Below are 18649 nucleotides of genomic sequence, written 5' to 3'. Positions count from 1 at the left end.
TCGGGACGACAACGTGGGCGAACGGTTTCGGGAGTGTCGCGCGCGGAAACGCCGCGGGCCCGGATCCCCGGCAACCCGCACACGTGGCCCGCGCCCCGAGCCGCGCCGGTGATCCCGGGGAACCGGCAACCGGCCGATCCCGATCCCGGACGCGGGGGTCGTGGCGCGGGCCGGGACCGGCACCGCGTCGACCGCGGCCGGACGGTCGACCGCGGCCGGAAGGAGGACACGCGGCGCCTTGGTCGCCATCCCCAATCGACCTCCCCAGCGGTGACGCGGCCGCACGGATACCGGCCGCGACCTCGGGCGGCGCCGCCACCGAAGCCAGGTACGGACTGTGTCCGCCCGGGGCGCCGACGGAGCGCGCCGCGGGCTCAGGCGACCTGGCGGCTCTCGGGGAGCTGGCCGGCGAACCAGGAGATCGTGCGGGTCAGGCCCTCGTGCAGGCTCGTCTTCGGCTCCCAGCCGAGCCTGGTGCGGGCGATGGTGATGTCCGGCTGGCGCACGGAGGGATCGTCCTGGGGCCGGGGGACAAAGGTGATCGGCGCCGTCGACCCGCACAGGTCGCGCACGAGCTTCGCCGTGTCGAGGATCGACATCTCGTGCGGGTTGCCGATGTTCACCGGGCCGGGGAGGTCCGAGTGCAGCAGCCGGACGATCCCGTCGATCAGGTCGTCGACGTAGCAGATGGAGCGGGTCTGCGAGCCGTCGCCGGCGACGGTGATGGGCTCCCCGCGCAGCGCCTGAGAGACGAAGGCGGGGATGGCGCGCCCGTCGTCCACCCGCATCCGGGGGCCGTAGGTGTTGAAGATCCGCACGATCGCCGTGTCGACGCCGTGCTTGCGGCGGTAGGCCATCGTCACGGCCTCGGCGAAACGCTTCGCCTCGTCGTAGACGCTGCGCGGGCCGACCGGGTTCACGTTGCCCCAGTAGGTCTCCGGCTGCGGATTGACCTGCGGGTCCCCGTAGGACTCGGAGGTGGAGGCGAGCAGGAATCGAGCGCGCTTCTCCCGGGCGAGGCCCAGGGCGTGGAACGTGCCGAGCGAGCCGACCTTGAGCGTCTCGATCGGCAGCTCGTAGTAATCAAGAGGCGATGCCGGGGAGGCGAAGTGCAGCACGACGTCGACCGGGCCGGAAACATAAATGAAGTCGTTCACGTTCCGGTTGACCAGACGGAAACGGGGATCGACGAGCAGGTGCTCGACGTTGTCCGGCCGGCCGGTGAGGAAGTTGTCGAAGCAGATGACCTCGTAGCCGTCGCCGAGCAGACGCTCACAGAGATGACTGCCGAGGAAACCGGCGCCGCCGGTCACTATCGCACGCACGTCGAGTGCTCCCGGATCTGAACATCGAGGACCCTGGAAAGTGCCCACCTACCGCCGTGGGACGGGCGGCGGCGCGGACGGACGCATCCCGAGAGCCAGGCAGAAGGGCGGCGCAGCGGATGGGACGGCGCCGCCTGGGCAGGTGGGGAGGCCGGGAAACCGGACGTCAGATCGTCCGGAATCGAGGGATCACCGCGGCCGCTGGTCCGCCCGGACGGTCAGCATAGCCACTGCCGGACCGGCCACGAAAGGCCGCGTGACACCACCACAGCACTACCCCCCAGTAGTCTAGACAGCCGGCTACACCGACCTCTGGGCATGGTACACAGGCCGCCGACTGGTTAGTACACCACCCCTCCCCCAACGTCACCCCGATACCAGGAAATCCGCGATCTGGGTCGGCGCCTGATCGCATCGCGCGAGTAGTCAATGGCCCCGGCCGGAACCGTTCGCATTCAGTGAGTAAACGGCCGCCGTCCAGCCTGGCAGATGGCCCGGGTGTCGCAAGCCGAGCCTGCGGGCAATCCCGCGGCCACTTCCATGCCGATTCCCTGGGCCCGGCCCGGGCCGGCCGGTCACCGAGGGTCGCGCTGGAGGGCGATGGCGTGCCGCATCGCGGCGCGTCCCCGCCGGGTGTCGCCGGCGTCGCCGTAGGAGACGGCGAGCCGGTACCAGCGCCGCCAGTCGCCGGGGTCCGCCTCCACCTCGGCCCGCCGCCGCGCGAACACGGCGTCGGCCGAGGCCCGGTCGATGCGCCCCGAGGGCCGGCGGACCAACACCGGCTCGCCGGCCTCGACCGGCTCACCCGCCCCGCCCATCGCGCCGGCCCCGCCCATCGCGCCGGCCTGGGCGCCGCCCTCCTCTGTGCCGATCTTGATGCCGATCTCGGTGCCGGCGACCGCCCTCGCCTCCAGCAGGCCGGCGAGGCGGCCGCTCTCGCGACCGAACCGCAGCTCGCGCGCGATGACGATGAGCCCGACCACGGGCAGGAGCAGCACCCCGGCGCCGAGCCCGCGGGCGGCCCAGCGATCGTCGCCGAGCAGGACGACGCCGCGCCAGCCGATCAGGCCGAGATAGAACAGGCAGGCCGCGACCAGCACGGCGACCGTCGCCCGGGCCCTCACCGGCCCGCCCCGTCGCCGCCCGATGCGAGCTGGAGCCGGGCCCCGGCCGAGGTCGCCACGACCAGCCGCCCCGCCTGGCGCGCGCAGCAGAACAACGCGACGTACAGGGGACGGCCCGGCGGCAGGGGGACGCCGCCGTCGATCTCGTACCGGGTGTTGGTCACCTTGCGGGCCTGTGCGCGGGGATCGTCAGCGGCGGTCGGCGGTCCGTCCGGCCGGCAGACCACCATCATCTCCGTGCAGCCGGCCGGCCAGGCCCATCGCAGCCGCTCATCGGCCCACCGTAGCCCGACGGGCGGGGGCAGGGCGTCGGCGGCGCTGCCGGCGAGCGCAGGGGAGCCTGCACCTGGCTCGTCGCGGCCCCTCGTCGGCGGCGCGGCCTCGGCGGTTGCCTCGGGACGCACCGGCGGCCGCCCCGGCGCCCCCGCCGGAGCCGGGACACCGGTCGGCGAAGTCGGATCACCAGTCGGCGGGCCGGGCTCGACCGTCCGGACCGGTACCGACCAGGCGCCGCCCATGCCGGCGGCGACCTCGTAACGCGGGACCGCCCCATCGGGCGGTGCGCCCCCGTCTTCAAGACTGCTGCCCGTGGTCACGCCGACCGCACGGCCGACGCCGTCGGCGGCGATCCGGATGACCCGGTAGCGCACCTCACCGGCGGTCGTCGACGGCTGCCAGCTCACCAGGACCGATCGGCCGTCCCGGTGGGCCCGCACCGCCGCCGGCGGGGCGACGGTGCCCACCAATGGGCCCGCGCCCGCCGGGCCGACCGGAGGCGGCACGGCCGGAGGCGAGGCGGCCGGAGGCGAGGCGGCCGGAGGCGAGGCGGCCGAGGACGACCGGGCCTCGACGGGCGGTACCGACGGCGACGGCTGGACCGGCGACGGCTGGACCGGCGACGGCCGGACCGGCGACGGCCGGACCGGCGACGGCTGGACCGGCGGGGTCGAGGCCGGTCCGGGCCGGCGTTGCGCCAGCAGCGCCGAGGCCTCGGCGTGATCGGTGACCAGGGCGAGGACTTCGCCGAGCAGGCGTTCGCGGTCGGCGGCATCGGCCGTGCGGGCTCGGGCGACGAGCTCGTCGGCGGCGGTGCAGCGGGCCTCGGCGAGGGACAGCAGCTCCCCGGCGAGCTGGTTACCTGGGCCGGGCACGTCGGCGGCGGTCTCGACCAGCCGCCGGGCCGCGGGAATCACCGCCCGGTACCGGCCGGCCGCGATCAGCGGGGCGAGCGCCGTCCACCGGTCGGCCGCTGCCCGGATCGCGGTCTCCACCTCGTCGTCCATCGCCCGGATGGGCGGCAGGGTCTCCCCCGCGAGCTCGCGGGCGGTGGCGACGTGCTCGCCGGCCTCCACCGGCCGGCCGGCCCGCAGCGCCGCACGGGCGCGGGACACCGCCGCCCGCCAGTCGCCCGCGCGGACCGGCGGCGGCGCGCCAGCTGTCGGGGCGGCACCCTGCGGTTCCCGTCCCGGTGCGGCTACCGGTTCGGGGACCGCGCCTGCGCCCGGCGGGCGGGTGAAGCCGTGCGGCGCGGCCGGGGGCGGCAGCGGCGGTGCGGTGACCCCCTGCGCCCGGGCGAGGGAGCGGACCACGGCGCGCGCCCGTTGCGAGTCGAGGCCGTCCGCCTCCGCCTCGGCGACGAGTTCGGCCGCCTCCGCCGGGAGCAGCGCGTCCTCGACGAGGACCGCCGCCGCCACCCGCGGCCGCAGCCGCTCGCTCGTCGCGGCGGCGAGCGCGTCGAGGTAGGCGTCCGGGTCACCCTCGACCAGCAGCGCGCCGACGGCGGCCAGCAGGTCGTCGAGCAGGGCGCGGCGGCGGTCCGGCCGGCGGGCGCGGTTGCGGGTCAGCGCCTCGTCGCGCAGTTCCCGGATCTGCTCGCGTGAGGCACCGGGCGGGACGCCGAGCAGGTCGAACAGGCTGCGCGGCGGGGCGGACGCGGTGATCCGGCCCAGCTCGTCGAGGTCGGCGCGGATCTGGCGGAGCACCTCGACGGGGATCGGCTCGGGCCGCGGCCGGTCGGGCGGCCCGGCGGCCGGGCTCGCGGGAACGATCCGATGGCGGCGGGTGCGCAGGGTGAACGCGGACTCGTCGATGCCCTGGGTCGCCGCCCACGCCCGCAGGCCGGCGATCCGGTCCGCCGGGATGCCCCCGAACCGGGCGACGAGGCGGGCGACGGCGGCGTCCAGGGCGGCGAACCGCTCGTCGTCCCGGGTGGCGCGGGCGGCGGCGACCCGATCGCGCAGGGCGAGGCGCCGGGTGCGGTCGGCGAGCGCCTCAGACAGCTCGGCGTGCAGGTCAAGCAGGCCGATGATCACGCCGCGGTAGCGGGGATGGTCCCGGCTACGCTGCCAGAAGGCCCAGACCTCGGCGATGCGGGCGCGGATCGCCGCGTCGTCGAGCGTGTCCACCTCCGCCAGCGGGATGTCGTAGATCTCGAACGGGTCGCTGTGCTCGGCGCCGCCGCGGCGGTGCACCACGGCGAGCACCCGGCGACGGTAGTCGTCGGAGTCGAAGGCCCGCATCGTCGTCCCCCTGTCAGACCCAGCCGCCCGGCATGCCGCCCGGCATGCCGCCCAGCCCGTCCTTCGGCCCGCCGGGTCCGCCGGGTCCGCCGCCGGTGCCCGGCCCAGGTGGGCCGCCCGGCCCGATGCCGCCAGCCGGGCCACCGGCCGTACCACCCGGATCCACCCCGCCAGGCGGGCCCGGCCGGCCGTCAACGCCCGGCAAGCCACCTCGTTCCCGGCGGGCCCGGGCGACCTGCTCCCGCTCGCGGGCCACGTCGGCCTGGCTCAGCGCCGCCGACGTCTCGACCCGCACCGTCAGCGGCCGGTCGGCGAGGCCCTCGTGGGTGGCGGTGACCTCGAGGATGCCGTCGAAGCCCATCCTGAAGACGATCTGGATCTGCGACCCGGCCGGGAAGCCGGGCGGGATGCCGATGATCTCGGCCTCGGCTATCACCTTGTTGTCCTCGACCCGGGTCGACTCCACCCCGCCGGCCTGTTCGACGACGTAGACGGTGACGGCGTCCTGGTCGTCGCGCACGGTCCCGAAGGAGCGCCGGACCGCGATCGGAAGTCGGTCGTTGCGGTGCACCAGGAACACCGCGCCCTGCTCGCCGAGGAGGCTGAGCGCCAGCACCCCGAAGCCGCGGGAGACGACGTTGACGACCTGAACCTCGACGGTCCGGCGCACCCGCTGGGCGGGCAGGCCGAGCGCATCCGCGAGCCGCTGGCAGGCCGCGTCCAGATCGGCCGGGGCGGCGGCGTCCACCCCGGCGCCGTCGACGAGCTGGCCGCGGGTCACCAGATCGGCAAGCACCAGCCGCTCCAGGGCCTTCTTCTCACCGTAGATGGCGGCGCCGCGGGCGACCGCGAGATCCGGGTCGGACAGTTCGACGGGCACCCCGAACTCGGCGGCGAGGCGGCGGGCCACGGCGGGCATCCGCGACGCGCCCCCGACGAGCAGGATCCGGTCGATGCCGCGGACCCCGCGGGCGAGCGCCGCGTCGCGGGCGGCCCGGGTCAGGGCAACGGTCCGGTCGAGCAGCCCGGCGGTGAGCCGTTCCAGCTCGTCGCGGGTCAGCACCACCTCGGTACGCCGGCCGGCGTACTCGACGATGACGGTCGTGGTGCCGGCTTCGGTGAGCTCCCGGCGGGCCCGCTCGGCGGCGAGCAGCAGCGCCTGGGAGCCCTCGCCGGCGTCGAGGGGGTCCGGGGCGCCCGGATGCTCGGCAAGGTACCGGTCGCACAGGTACAGCACGATCTTCTCGTCCCAGTCGGCGCCGCCGAGCTGATGGTCGCCGTCGATGGCGACGACGGAGACCCTGCGGTCCGCGAGCTCGACCACGGTCACGTCGAACGTGCCTCCGCCCAGGTCGTAGACGAGGGCGACCTCCTCGGCCGCGGTGCCCGGCCCACCGAGGGTACGCCGGGTGCCGATCTCGAAGCGGGCGAACCCGTAGGACAGCGCCGCCGCGGTCGGCTCATTGATGACGTCGACGACGTTGAGCCCCGCGTACTCGCCGGCGAGCACCGTCGCCCGCCGCTCCTCGTCCCCGAAGTACGCCGGAACGGTGATCACGACGTCCTCGACCCGCTCGCCGGTGGCGAGCGCCGTGTCGGCGACCAGCGCCTTGAGGATCAGACCACTGACGGCCGGCGCGGACCAGGCCGCGCCCCGGGTGATGAACCGCCAGTCGCCGTCGCCCATCCGCCGCTTGACCAGCGAGCAGACGTCGTCGGGCCGGGCACGGGCGAGCTCGCGGGCGGTCTGCCCGGTGAGGTAGTCGTCCGCGCCGACGAACAACACGACGCTCGGCAGCGTCAGCGCGCCGTCGGACAGCGGCACGATCTGCGGCTCCCCGGCGCCCGAGACCCGGGCCAGGCAGCTGAACGTCGTGCCCAGATCGATTCCGAAGACGCTGCGGGTACCCGCCGGTGGACGGCGGTCAATGTGTCCGACCACACCCGAAAACCTATCTTTCGCGGCCGACTCACCCCGCGGACACCCGGCGACTAGTCGAGGTCGAGCAGGTGCTCCAGGCCGACTGTCAGACCGGGGCGGTCGGCGATGCGCCGCACGGCGAGCAGCACGCCCGGCATGAAGGAGGTGCGGTCGTAGGAGTCGTGGCGCAGGGTCAGCGTCTCCCCTGCGCCGCCGAGCAGCACCTCCTGGTGGGCGACGAGACCCGCGAGGCGCACGGCGTGCACGGGTACGCCCGCGACCCGGGCGCCGCGGGCGCCGTCGAGCGCCGTGGCCGTCGCGTCCGGCCCGCCCGGCGCGAGTCCGGCGGCCTCGCGAGCCCCGGCCACGAGCTCGGCGGTGCGCCGGGCGGTGCCGCTCGGCGCGTCGACCTTGTTGGGATGGTGCAGCTCGACGATCTCGACGGAGTCGAAGAAGCGGGCGGCGCGGGCGGCGAACATCATCATGAGCACGGCGGCCACCCCGAAGTTCGGGGCGACGAGTACCCCGACCTTCGGCGCGTCGCCGAGCCAGCCGCGCACGGTGGCCAGCCGCTCGTCGTCGAAGCCGGTGGTGCCGACGACGACGTGCCGCCCTGCCTCGACGCACCAGCGGATGTTGTCGAGCACCGCGGCCGGCGTGGTGAAGTCGACGACCACGTCGGCCGCGGCGAGCGCGGCCCGGTCGTCGCCGACGTCGAGAGCGGCGACGAGCGCGAGATCCGGGGCAGCCTCGACGGCGGCGCACACCGTCGACCCCATTCGGCCACGCGCGCCGAGAACCCCCACCGTGAGCTGCTCGCTCATGCCTCTCCCTCCCTGCCGGGCGCCGAACGCCGGCACCGCTGCCGCGGCCGGGCCCCACCGGTCAGCCGTCCGCGGGCCCTGGAGTGGGCCCTCGGCTCAGCGGGCGACGGCCGCACCAAAGTCATGATCATCGAACGGCCCGATGACGCCGAGGGCCCAGGGCTGCTCGACCAGCGTCGCCGCGATCTCGGTGACGTCGTCCAGGGTGACCGCGTCCACCCGGGCGATGATCTCATCGACGGACAGCAGCTCGCCGTGGACGAGCTCGCTCTTGCCGAGGCGACTCATCCGCGAGCCGGTGTCCTCCAGCCCGAGGACGAGGGAGCCGTGGCTCTGCCCGCGGGCGCGGTCGAGCTCCTCGGCGGTGATCCCGCGCTCGGCGATGGACCGCACCTCGTCCCGGGCGATCGCCAGGACCTCGTCGGCGCGCTTGGGGGCGCAGCCGGCATAGACGCCGAACAGGCCGGCGTCGGCGAAGTGCGACCCGAACGAGTACACCGAGTACGCCAGGCCCCGCTTCTCGCGGATCTCCTGGAACAGCCGGGAGCTCATCCCACCGCCCAGCGCCGTCGAGAGCACCCCGAGCGCGAAGCGGCGCGGGTCGTGCCGGGACAGGCCGATCGTGCCCAGCACGAGGTTCGCCTGCTCGGTGGGTCGCTCGGAAACGACGATGCCGGGCGCCGGCGGGTAGTCGTAGTGGCCGGCTCGCACCGCAAACGGATCCCCGCCCGACGTCAGGTGATCGCCGAAGGCGTCCGCGACGAGCGCGAGCACGCGATCGTGCTCCAGGTTTCCGGCGATCGAGACGACCATCGCCGGCGGGACGTACCGGGAGCGGTAGTAGTCGGCGATGGTCTCGCGGCCCAGTCCCTCGATCGACTCGATCGTGCCGAGCACCGGCCGGCCGAGCGCCGACGCGCCGAGCATCGCCTCGGCGAAGACGTCGTGGACGACGTCGCCCGGGTCGTCCTCGTGCATGGCGATCTCCTCAAGGATCACGCCACGTTCGGCCTCGACGTCGTCGGCGGTCACCAGCGAGTTGGTGACCATGTCTGCGACGACGCCGACGGCCATCTCGAGGTCGGAGTCGAGCACCCGCGCGTAGTAGCAGGTGTACTCCTTGCTCGTGAAAGCGTTGAGGTCACCGCCAACCGCCTCGACCGACGCGCTGATCGTCAGGGCGTCCCGGCTCGGGGTGCCCTTGAACAGCAGGTGCTCGAGGTAGTGGGAGCAGCCGGCGGTCACCGGGGTCTCGTCCCGCGAGCCGACGCCCACCCAGACGCCAATCGCGGCCGAGCGGACCCCGGGGACGCGCTCGGTGATGACGCGCAGCCCGCCGGGCAGCACGGTGCGTCGCACCGTGCCGCCCAGCAACGACTCGCTGCCGGAACCCCCGGCGAGCAGGCGAGCCACCCGCTCACCGGCGTCCGCGGCGCCCCGAACCGCAGCGCCGGTGCCGTCGGTGGAGCGGGTCAGGTCAGGCGTGGGGGAGTCGGACACGACGCGCCGTCAGGAGGTCGCCGCCGCGTCCGCGGCCTCGGCGCTCGGGGAAAGGCTGATCTTGCCACGGCTGTCGATCTCGGTGATCTCCACCTGGAGCTTCTGTCCCACGGACAGCACGTCCTCGACCTTCTCCACCCGCTTGCCGCCCGAGAGCGTCTTGAGCTTGGACACGTGCAGCAGGCCGTCCCGGCCCGGGGTGAGCGAGACGAACGCCCCGAAGTTGGTGATCTTGACGATGGTACCGAGGTACCGCTCGCCGACCTCGGGCATCTGCGGATTGGCGATCGCGTTGATCGCCGAGCGGGCGGTCTCCGCGGAGGTGCCGTCCGCCGCGCCGATGTAGATCGTGCCGTCGTCCTCTACGGTGATCTCGGCGCCGCTGTCCGCCTGGATCTGGTTGATCATCTTGCCCTTGGGCCCGATGACCTCGCCGATCTTGTCGACCGGGATCTTGACCGAGATGACCCGCGGGGCGTGCGCGGACATCTCGTCCGGGCTGCCGATCGCCTCGGCCATGACGTCGAGGATCGCCAGGCGCGCGCCACGAGCCTGCTGCAGGGCCGAGGCCAGCACCGAGGCGGGGATGCCGTCGAGCTTGGTGTCGAGCTGCAGGGCGGTGACGAACTCGCGGGTGCCGGCGACCTTGAAGTCCATGTCGCCGTAGGCGTCCTCGGCGCCGAGGATGTCGGTCAGCGTGACGTAGGCGTCGTCGGCGTGCACGAGACCCATCGCGATGCCGGCAACCGGCGCCTTGAGCGGCACGCCGGCGTTGAGCAGGGACAGCGTGCTCGCGCAGACCGACCCCATCGACGTCGAGCCGTTGGAGCTCAGCGCCTCCGAGACCTGCCGGATCGCGTAGGGGAACTCCTCGCGGCTGGGCAGCACCGGCAGCAGCGCCCGCTCGGCGAGCGCGCCGTGGCCGATCTCGCGGCGCTTCGGCGACCCGACGCGGCCGGTCTCACCCGTGGAGTACGGCGGGAAGTTGTAGTTGTGCATGTACCGCTTGGTGCGGTCGGGGTTGAGCGTGTCGACCGTCTGCTCCATGCGCAGCATCGCCAGCGTGGTGACGCCGAGGATCTGCGTCTCGCCCCGCTCGAACAGCGCCGAGCCGTGCACCCGCGGGATGTAGTCGACCTCGGCGGACAGCGCCCGGATCTCGGTGGTCGACCGGCCGTCGATCCGCACGCCCTCGGAGACGATGCGGGAACGGACGAGCTTCTTGGTCAGCGCCCGGTAGGCGGCGCCGATCTCCTTTTCCCGCCCCTCGAACTGGGCGGCGACCTTCTCGACCGCCAGCTGGCGGACCCGGTCGAGCTCGTTCTCCCGCTCGGCCTTGCCGGCGATGCGCAGCGCGGCGGACAGCTCGTCGCCGATCGCGGCGGACAGCGCTTCGAGCACGTCGTCGTGGTGATCGATGAAGACCGGGAACTCCCGCGTCGCCTTGCCGGCCAGCGAGGCCAGCTCGCTCTGGGCCCGACACAGCTCGCGGATCGCGGGCTTGGCGGCCTCCAGGCCGGCGGCGACGACCTCCTCGGTCGGCGCGGGCGCGCCCCCGGCGATCAGCTCCACCGTGCCCGGCGTGGCCTCCGCCTCGACCATCATGATCGCGACGTCGGAGCCGTCCTCGACGACGCGACCGGCCACGACCATGTCGAAGGTGGCCCGGGCCAGCTCCGAATGCGTCGGGAAGGCGATCCACTCGCCGTCGACGTACCCGACGCGGGTCGCGCCGATCGGCCCGGTGAAGGGCAGCCCGGACAGGGTCGTCGACGCGCTGGCCGCGTTGATCGCGACCACGTCGTAGAGCGTGTCCGGGTCCAGGGCCAGCACCGTGGCCACGACCTGGATCTCGTTGCGCAGCCCCTTGGCGAACGAGGGGCGCAGCGGCCGGTCGATGAGGCGACAGGTGAGGATCGCGTCCTCGCTCGGCCGGCCCTCGCGGCGGAAGAACGAGCCGGGGATCCGCCCGGCGGCGTACATCCGCTCCTCGACGTCCACCGTCAGCGGGAAGAAGTCGAGCTGTTCCTTCGGCTGCTTGCTGACCGTCGTCGCCGAGAGCACCATCGTGTCGCCCAGGTACGCGACGGCGGAACCGGCGGCCTGCCTGGCCAGCCGGCCGGTCTCGAATCGCACCGTACGGTTTCCGGCCGGGGTCGCAATGACCGCCTCGGCCGCATGTGTCGAGTCGTCCACTCGAACCACTCCATCCTCTTCTTCGGCCGGGTCCACGCAGCCGATCTTGTCCTCCGGCCGGGTCCGCGTCCTTGAGGATGCCGGTGCTCAGTCGAAGCCCCCGGGGAGGGTGAGCCCGCTCCCGGCGACCACGACCGAGGACCGGCGGCTCTCGCCACCACGGACCCGGTCAGGTCCTCCGATCCGCCGACGGAGACCTCCGCCGGCGGGCGACGCATCTGGTATTTACCCCCGATGCGTCAGAGGGAGCGTCCCCCGAAGGGCCGCTCCCTCTTCGCGCTACCGCCGTAGCCCGAGTCGCTCGATCAGGGCGCGGTATCGGTTGATATCCGTCTTCGACAGGTAGTTCAGCAGCCGGCGGCGGCGCCCCACGAGCAGGAGCAGGCCCCGGCGGCTGTGATGGTCGTGCTTGTGCACCTTGAGGTGCTCGGTCAGGTCGCTGATCCGACGGGTCAGCATCGCGACCTGCACCTCGGGCGAGCCGGTGTCCCGCTCAACGGTGGCGTAATCGGACATGATCTTCTGCTTGACGTCGCTCGCGAGCGGCACGCTCCACCCTCTCCTTCTGCTTCGGGACGGCGCGCGCCCGGGGTCTGCCTCACCCGAACCGACGCCGGACCACGGCCTCATCGCCGTGCGGTCCGGACACGCCGCACCCGCCTGGACCCGAAGCCTATCAACCCGAGGGGAACCGCTCGGACACCGGTGACCCCGCACCCGTGGGTCGTGCCCATGGCACCGCCGCGCCCCGGGCCCCGTGCCGCGGGCACGCTCAGACGGGCAGGGTGACCGTCCTGGTCGCCTCGACGTCGGCGGCCATCTGGGTGACGAGCTCGTCCACCGACTCGAAGCGCAGCGTCGGACGCAGGCGGCGGGTGAACTCGTAGGCCATGTACTCGCCGTAGAGATCCCCGTCGAAGTCCAACAGAAACGCCTCCACCCGCCGCTCCCGGCCGGCGAACGTCGGGTTCGTGCCGATCGAGATCGCGGCGGGCTGGCGGCGGCCGTCCCAGCAGGCGAACCCCGCGTACACACCGTCGGCGGGCACCGCCGCCCACGGCGTCACCTCGACATTGGCCGTCGGGTAGCCGATCGTCCGGCCGCGGGCGTCTCCGTGCACGACCACGCCCTCGACCCGGTGTGGGCGGGCCAGGGCCACGGCGGCCGACTCCACGTCACCCTCGGCGACGCGGCGGCGGATCTCGGTCGAGGACAGCACCTGCTCCCCCGAGCGGACCAGGCGGACCCCGTCGACCTCGAACCCCTCCCGGGCCCCGTCCGCCGCCAGCGTGGCCAGCGTGCCGGCGGCCCGGTGGCCGTAGGTGAAGTTCTCCCCCACCACGACCACGCTGGCGCCCAGCCGCTCGACCAGCATCCCGTGCACGAACTCCGCCGGGGGCACCCGGCTGAAGTCCAGCGTGAACGGCTGCACGCACAGCGCGTCGACACCGATCGCCGCGAGCAGCTCGGCCTTGTAGCGCAAAGTCGTCAGCAGGGCCGGATGGCTGCCGGGGCGGAGCACCTCCCCGGGATGCGGATCGAAGGTGAGGACGACGGCCCGCTCGCCGCGGTCATGGGCGCGGCGCACCGCCTGCCCGATGATCTGCCGATGCCCGAGGTGCACCCCGTCGAAGAAGCCGATGGTGACGACCCCGCCGCGCCACTCGGCCGGCGTGTTCTCCGCCCCTCGCCACGTTTGCACGTGGGAAGCCTAGGACATTCTCGCGCGGCACGGTCGAGCACCGTCCGCCCCCGGTCTCGCGTGGGGTCAGGCCGGGGCGAACACGACCAGCGAGCGGACCGCCTCGGCGCTCTCCTCGACCAGCGCCAGCACGGACCCGTCCGGGCCGAACACGCCGTAGGTACCCGGCCGCCCTACCGGCGCCAACCGGCGGCCGTGACGCACGTCGACCGCCGCGTCCCCGGCGACATCTCGGCGCGCGAAACCAGCCGCGACGGCCTCCGCCAGCGGGGTGACCGCCCCCGCGCCCAGCTCGGCGAACGTGTCGAGGCTCACCGCCCGGGCGAGCCCGAAGGGCCCCACGACGGTGCGCCGCAACGCCGTCAGGTGCCCCCCACAGCCCAGCGCGGCCCCGAGATCGCGGGCGAGCGCCCGGATGTAGGTCCCGCTGGAGCAGCCGACCGTCACGTCGAGATCGGTGCCCCCCGGGTCCGCCGCGCCGCCGGCGGCGCGGCGGGCGAGCAGGTCGAAGCGGTGCACCATGACCCGGCGGGCGGCGAGCTCGACCTGCTCGCCGGCCCGCACCCGGGCGTAGGCGCGCACCCCGCCGACCTTGACCGCGCTGACGCTCGACGGCACCTGGTCGATCGGCCCCGTCAGAGCCGCCATCGCCCGCGCGAGCCGCTCGGGAGCGACGTCGACGGGCCGGTCCTCGAGCGGCTCACCCTCGGCGTCGTCGGTCGTCGTCGTGCGGCCGAGCCGGATCGTCGCGTCGTACACCTTGTCCGTGAGCGCGAGGTGACCCAGCAGCCTCGTTCCCCGGCCGGCGCCGAGTACCAGGACGCCGGTCGCCATCGGGTCGAGGGTGCCGGCGTGGCCAACCCGACGCTGCCCCAGGATGCGCCGGGCGCGGGCGACCACGTCGTGCGAGGTGAGCCCGGCCGGTTTGTCGACGACGACGAGGCCGTCGACCTGCGGGCCCCCCGCCGGACGGGATCCCCGCGGGCTCACCGGACGCTCACGGCCGGGCCTCGGCCGGCCCGGCCCTGGATGGGGGCGGACGTGCGCCCGGCGGCCGCGTCGGGCCCGGTGAGGGCCCCGGCCGCGGGATCGGCCAGCCGTGGCGCCCGAACCAGCGCCGCCCGCACCGTGTCCATGAGCTCCACCAGCTCCGCGCGCGTCACGAAGCCGGCGGCCAGGCGGTGGCCGCCACCCCCGAGGCCGGCGCACAGCGCACCGACGTCGACACTCCCCTTGGACCGCACGGAGACCTTCCAGACGTCGCCGTCCTGCTTGCAGATCAGGGCGACCTCGGCCTCCGACGCCGTGCGCAAGGTGTCGATGAAGCCCTCGATCTCGTCGTAGTCGAGCCCCACGGCCCGCAGGTCGACCTGGGTGCACCACGTCCAGACCAGGTCGTGCTCGGGTTCCAGGCGGGCGCGGCCCAGCACTTCACCGAGCAGCTTCAGGTAGCCGAACCGGTGGGTGTCCCACAGCGCCCGGCTGATCAGATCATGCCGGATGCCGGTGGCCAGCAGGCGGGCGGCGAGGCGGTGCACCGCGGGCGTCGTCGCGGCGAACCGGAAGGAGCCGGTGTCCGTCACCAGGCCGGTGTAGATCGCCGCGGCCAGGTCCGCGTCCAGCGCCACCCCGAGGGCGTCGATCAGGTCGACGACCATCGCGCTGGTCGAGGCGGCCTCGCTGTCGACGAGGTTGAGGTCGCCGAAACGGGTGTTGGAGGCATGGTGATCGACGATGACCACCCGGCTACCGGCGATGATCCCGGCGAGCCGGCCGAGCCGGGACCGGCTGGCCGCGTCCAGGCAGAGCACGAGGCTCGGCCGGGCGGTGATCGCCACCGGGTCGACGAGCAGCTCCTGGCCGGCCAGGAAACGCAGCGTCCGGGGAACGGCGAAGGGCTCGGCATCGAAGGACACCCTCGGCCGCCCCCCGAGAGTCCGCAACGCGAGCCCGAGGGCCAGCGCCGAACCGAGGCTGTCCCCGTCCGGGTTGACGTGCGCGACGAGCAGGATGTCGTCACCGGCGCCGACGGCCGCCGTGAGCGCGGCCACCACGGCCGCCCGGTCGGCCACGAGGTCGCTCGCGTCGCTCATCGCCCGTCCCATCGCCGTGTCCGCGGCCCACCAGCACGCCGGTGGTTCGTCCCCTTGGAGCGGCTCATCACTCTCAGCGCCCGATGGTCGGATCGCCGCCGGGTGACGCCGGATACACGGTATGATCGCTGGCCGCGTCGGCCTCCCGCACCCTGGTATCTCCACCAGGGGTATCTCCACCAGGGGCGTCGCCCGCCTCGAGGCCGTCGAACTCGTCGAACTCGTCGCCGAGATCGTCGTCCAGCTCGTCCTCGACGGTCCGCGGACGGCGGTAGGGATCATCGTCGCCCGCGGGCCGGGCGTCGCGGCGGACCTCGGCGAGCCGGGCATCCCGCTCCCGCGCGACGCTGATCAGCTCCTCGAGATGCTTGGCGTCGTCGGGCAGCCGGTCGTGCACGAAGGTGAGGGTCGGGGTGACCTTCACGCCGGTGGCACGGCCGACCTGGCTGCGCAGCAGCCCGCGAGCGGACTCGAGCGCCTCGGCCGACGCGCGGCGCGCGGCCTCATCGCCGTACACGGTGTAGAAGACCGTCGCGTCGACCAGGTCGGGCGTCACCCGCACGTCGGTGACCGTCACCATGCCCAGGCGGGGATCCTTCACGCCGCGTTCCAGCGCGGACGCGACCACCTCACGAATACGCACGGCCAGCTTCCGTGCCCGAGCCGGATCAGCCACCGTCCACCTCCTCGCTCCGTGTTACCTCGGCGTCGTTCCCGCCGCGATCGCTCCCACCGGGGACGCCACCGTGATGGATACCGTGCGGGGCCTCGCCGCCCGCCGGATGCCCGATCGCCGCAACCGCGGCGGGCTGGCCGCCCTCGCGGCGATCGGCTCAGTCGGGGGTGCCGGCCGGCATGTGGGGATGCCCCTCGGTGTCGTCCTCGGCCAGGCAGCGCTCGCGCGCGGCGAGGATCTCGACCTCGGGCCGCCCCGCCACCAGCTGCTCACAGGCGCGCAGGACCTCGACGCAGTGCGCACGGTCGGCGGCCACGACCGCCATCCCTATCTCGGCCCGGCGATGCAGGTCGAGATGCCCCGTCTCGGCGACGCTGAGCGAAAAACGACGGCGCAGTTCGGCCACGATCGGCCGGACCACCGAACGCTTCTCCTTCAACGAGTGCACGTCCCCGAGCAGCAGGTCAAGGCTGAGAGTCCCGATCCACATGATCGCCCTCCACGGTGCGGCACGAGCGGTCGGTGCCGGCCGGACGCGCACGCGCCCGGCCGGCCGGCACCGACCGGCGGTGTGCCTCAGACGCGAGGAACCTCCCGCTGTTCGAAGGTCTCGATGACGTCGTCGATCTTGATGTCGTTGAACGACCCGAGACCGATACCGCACTCGTAGCCCTCACGGACCTCGGTGGCGTCGTCCTTGAACCGCTTGAGCGACTCGACCGTGAGGTTGTCCGCCACGACCACGCCATCCCGGATGAGGCGGGCCTTGGTGTTGCGGCGGATGACACCGGAGCGGACCAGCGAGCCCGCGACGTTGCCGATCCGCGGCACCCGGAAGACCTCGCGCACCTCGGCGGTACCGAGCTGCGCCTCCTCGTAGACCGGCTTGAGCATGCCCTTGAGGGCGTTCTCGATGTCCTCGATGGCCTGGTAGATCACCGAGTAGTACCGGACCTCGACGCCCTCGCGGTCGGCCAGCTCCGTCGCCTTGCCCTGCGGGCGGACGTTGAAGCCGATGATGACCGCGTCCGACGCCGACGCCAGCATGACGTTGGTCTCGGTGATCGCGCCGACGCCCCGGTCGATGATCCGCAGACCGACCTCGTCGCCGACGTCGATCTTGAGTAGGGCGTCCTCGAGAGCCTCGACCGAACCGGAGACGTCGCCCTTGAGGATGAGGTTGAGCTGAGTCTTCTCGCCCTCCTTCATCCGCTCGAGGATCGTCTCCAGCGTCGGGCGGCCACGGCTGAGCGCGAGCTCGGCGTTACGCTCGCGCGCCTGCCGGCGCTCGGCGATCTGGCGGGCAACCCGGTCCTCGGGCACCACCAGGAAGTTGTCACCCGCGTCGGGAACGCTGGTGAAGCCGAGCACCTGGACCGGACGGGCCGGGCCCGCCTCGGTCACCTGGCCGCCGTGTTCGTCAAGCATCGCCCGGACCCGGCCGAACGCCTCACCGGCGACCACCGAGTCGCCGACCCGCAGCGTGCCGCGCTGAACCAGCACGGTCGCCACCGGGCCACGGCCACGGTCGAGCCGGCCCTCGATCGCGACGCCCTGGGCCTCGGTGCCCGTCGGGGCCCGCAGGTCCAGCGAGGCGTCGGCCGTCAGGATGATGGCCTCGAGCAGCCCGTCGATGTTCGTCCGGTTGCGGGCGGAGACGTCGACGAACATCGTGTCGCCGCCGTACTCCTCTGCGACCAGGCCGTACTCGGTGAGCTGGCCGCGCACCTTCGCCGGGTCGGCGCCCTCCTTGTCGACCTTGTTGACGGCCACGACGACCGGCACCCCGGCCGCCTGAGCGTGGTTGAGCGCCTCGATGGTCTGCGGCTTCACCCCGTCGTCGGCCGCGACCACGAGGACCACGATGTCGGTGACCTGAGCGCCGCGGGCACGCATGGCGGTGAACGTCTCGTGACCCGGGGTGTCGATGAAGGTGATCGGCCGCTCGTCGCCGTCGACCGTGGCCCGCACCTGGTAGGCACCGATGTGCTGGGTGATGCCGCCGGCCTCGCCCGCAACCACGTCCGTGAAGCGGATGGCGTCGAGCAGCTTCGTCTTACCGTGGTCGACGTGACCCATGACGGTCACGACCGGCGGCCGGATGCTGAGCTCGACGTCGTCGCCGTACTCGCCGCCGAAGGAGAGGTCGAAGCTCTCCAGCAGCTCCTTGTCCTCGTCCTCCGGGCTGACGATCTGCACTTCGTACCCGAGGGTCACGCCGAGCAGTTGCAGCGTCTCGTCAGTGCAGGACTGCGTCGCGGTCACCATCTCACCCAGCTGGGTGAAGACGACCTGGACCAGCGCGCCGGGGTTCGCGTCGATCTTGTCCGCGAAGTCCGCCAGCGAGGCGCCACGCGGAAGACGGATGGCCTGCCCGTTGCCACGGGGCACCATCGCGCCCATCCGCGGCGCCTCCAGGCCGCTCTCCCACTCCTGCCGCTTCGCGCGCTTGGACTTGCGCTGACGGCCGGGGCGACCGCGGCCACCCGGGCCGAACGCGCCCGCCGTGGTACCGCCACGCCCGCGACCACCCGCCGCAGGCCGGCCGCCACCGCCGCCACCACCGGGACGGCCCGGGGCGCCGGCGCCGGCGCCACCACCGCCGCCACCGGGACGGCCGGGGGCACCGCCGCGTCCGGCGAAACCGCCAGGACGCGGTCCACCGCCACCACCGGGACGACCCGGCACGCCGCCGCCACCACCGGGACGACCGGGAGCACCGCCGGCGGGACGGGGCTGGAACATGTTCGCGTTGGGCCGCGGGCCGCC

Annotated in this window: 14 protein-coding genes; all 14 read right to left on the bottom strand. The window is 73.6% G+C overall.

Going from position 1 to position 18649, the window contains the following annotated elements:
- Positions 1 to 374 precede the first annotated feature (374 nt).
- Complete coding sequence (locus tag FRAQA3DRAFT_RS27750; RefSeq protein WP_009742372.1) at positions 375 to 1325, bottom strand: UDP-glucuronic acid decarboxylase family protein; 951 nt, start codon at positions 1323 to 1325, stop codon at positions 375 to 377.
- A 575-nt stretch (positions 1326 to 1900) separates the two neighbouring features.
- Positions 1901 to 2449 (bottom strand): hypothetical protein, encoded by a 549-nt coding sequence (locus FRAQA3DRAFT_RS27745; RefSeq protein WP_009742371.1) that lies wholly within the window; start codon positions 2447 to 2449, stop codon positions 1901 to 1903.
- Positions 2446 to 4968, bottom strand: coding sequence for a hypothetical protein (locus tag FRAQA3DRAFT_RS27740; RefSeq protein WP_009742370.1), 2523 nt, complete (start codon positions 4966 to 4968; stop codon positions 2446 to 2448). The genes FRAQA3DRAFT_RS27745 and FRAQA3DRAFT_RS27740 overlap by 4 nt, the downstream gene beginning before the upstream one ends.
- 13 nt (positions 4969 to 4981) lie before the next feature.
- Entirely contained in the window at positions 4982 to 6910 is a 1929-nt protein-coding gene (locus FRAQA3DRAFT_RS27735) for an Hsp70 family protein (RefSeq protein WP_009742369.1), read from the bottom strand.
- Between the two features lie 50 nt (positions 6911 to 6960).
- Entirely contained in the window at positions 6961 to 7713 is a 753-nt protein-coding gene (dapB, locus tag FRAQA3DRAFT_RS27730; RefSeq protein ID WP_009742368.1) for a 4-hydroxy-tetrahydrodipicolinate reductase, read from the bottom strand.
- 96 nt (positions 7714 to 7809) lie between these two features.
- Positions 7810 to 9213 carry a pitrilysin family protein gene (locus tag FRAQA3DRAFT_RS27725; RefSeq protein WP_009742367.1) on the bottom strand — a complete coding sequence of 468 codons (1404 nt, stop codon included), beginning with the start codon at positions 9211 to 9213 and terminating at the stop codon, positions 7810 to 7812.
- A 9-nt stretch (positions 9214 to 9222) separates the two neighbouring features.
- Positions 9223 to 11409 carry a polyribonucleotide nucleotidyltransferase gene (locus tag FRAQA3DRAFT_RS27720; protein ID WP_009742366.1) on the bottom strand — a complete coding sequence of 729 codons (2187 nt, stop codon included), beginning with the start codon at positions 11407 to 11409 and terminating at the stop codon, positions 9223 to 9225.
- 279 nt (positions 11410 to 11688) lie between these two features.
- The gene (gene rpsO / locus FRAQA3DRAFT_RS27715) at positions 11689 to 11958 is read right to left on the bottom strand and encodes a 30S ribosomal protein S15 (protein ID WP_009742365.1); all 270 of its coding nucleotides are present in this window, start codon (positions 11956 to 11958) and stop codon (positions 11689 to 11691) included.
- Positions 11959 to 12181: 223 nt separating this feature from the next.
- Complete coding sequence (locus tag FRAQA3DRAFT_RS27710) at positions 12182 to 13111, bottom strand: bifunctional riboflavin kinase/FAD synthetase (protein ID WP_009742364.1); 930 nt, start codon at positions 13109 to 13111, stop codon at positions 12182 to 12184.
- A 66-nt stretch (positions 13112 to 13177) separates the two neighbouring features.
- Positions 13178 to 14101 carry a tRNA pseudouridine(55) synthase TruB gene (gene truB, locus FRAQA3DRAFT_RS27705; protein ID WP_009742363.1) on the bottom strand — a complete coding sequence of 308 codons (924 nt, stop codon included), beginning with the start codon at positions 14099 to 14101 and terminating at the stop codon, positions 13178 to 13180.
- Entirely contained in the window at positions 14098 to 15216 is a 1119-nt protein-coding gene (locus FRAQA3DRAFT_RS27700; protein WP_009742362.1) for a bifunctional oligoribonuclease/PAP phosphatase NrnA, read from the bottom strand. Before FRAQA3DRAFT_RS27700 ends, truB begins: the two co-directional genes overlap by 4 nt.
- A gap of 61 nt (positions 15217 to 15277) precedes the next feature.
- A complete protein-coding gene (gene rbfA / locus FRAQA3DRAFT_RS27695) occupies positions 15278 to 15880 on the bottom strand; it encodes a 30S ribosome-binding factor RbfA (RefSeq protein WP_009742361.1) in 603 nt (200 codons plus the stop codon).
- 157 nt (positions 15881 to 16037) lie between these two features.
- On the bottom strand, positions 16038 to 16370 hold the full coding sequence (locus FRAQA3DRAFT_RS27690; protein ID WP_009742360.1) for a DUF503 domain-containing protein: 333 nt from the start codon (positions 16368 to 16370) through the stop codon (positions 16038 to 16040).
- A gap of 86 nt (positions 16371 to 16456) precedes the next feature.
- Positions 16457 to 18649 (bottom strand): translation initiation factor IF-2 (infB, locus tag FRAQA3DRAFT_RS35500; RefSeq protein WP_009742359.1); only part of this gene is annotated, 2193 nt, incomplete at its 5' end.

It is taken from the genome of Frankia sp. QA3, from assembly GCF_000262465.1.
Taxonomy (GTDB): Bacteria; Actinomycetota; Actinomycetes; order Frankiales; family Frankiaceae; genus Frankia.
This window is presented reverse-complemented; position numbering and strand designations above follow the sequence as displayed.

Coding starts and splice junctions, on each gene's coding strand:
- FRAQA3DRAFT_RS27690 (WP_009742360.1), bottom strand. CDS start 16,370: ATGTGGATCGGGACTCTCAGCCTTGACCTGCTGCTCGGGGACGTGCAC.
- FRAQA3DRAFT_RS27700 (WP_009742362.1), bottom strand. CDS start 15,216: ATGGGACGGGCGATGAGCGACGCGAGCGACCTCGTGGCCGACCGGGCG.
- FRAQA3DRAFT_RS27740 (WP_009742370.1), bottom strand. CDS start 4,968: ATGCGGGCCTTCGACTCCGACGACTACCGTCGCCGGGTGCTCGCCGTG.
- dapB (WP_009742368.1), bottom strand. CDS start 7,713: ATGAGCGAGCAGCTCACGGTGGGGGTTCTCGGCGCGCGTGGCCGAATG.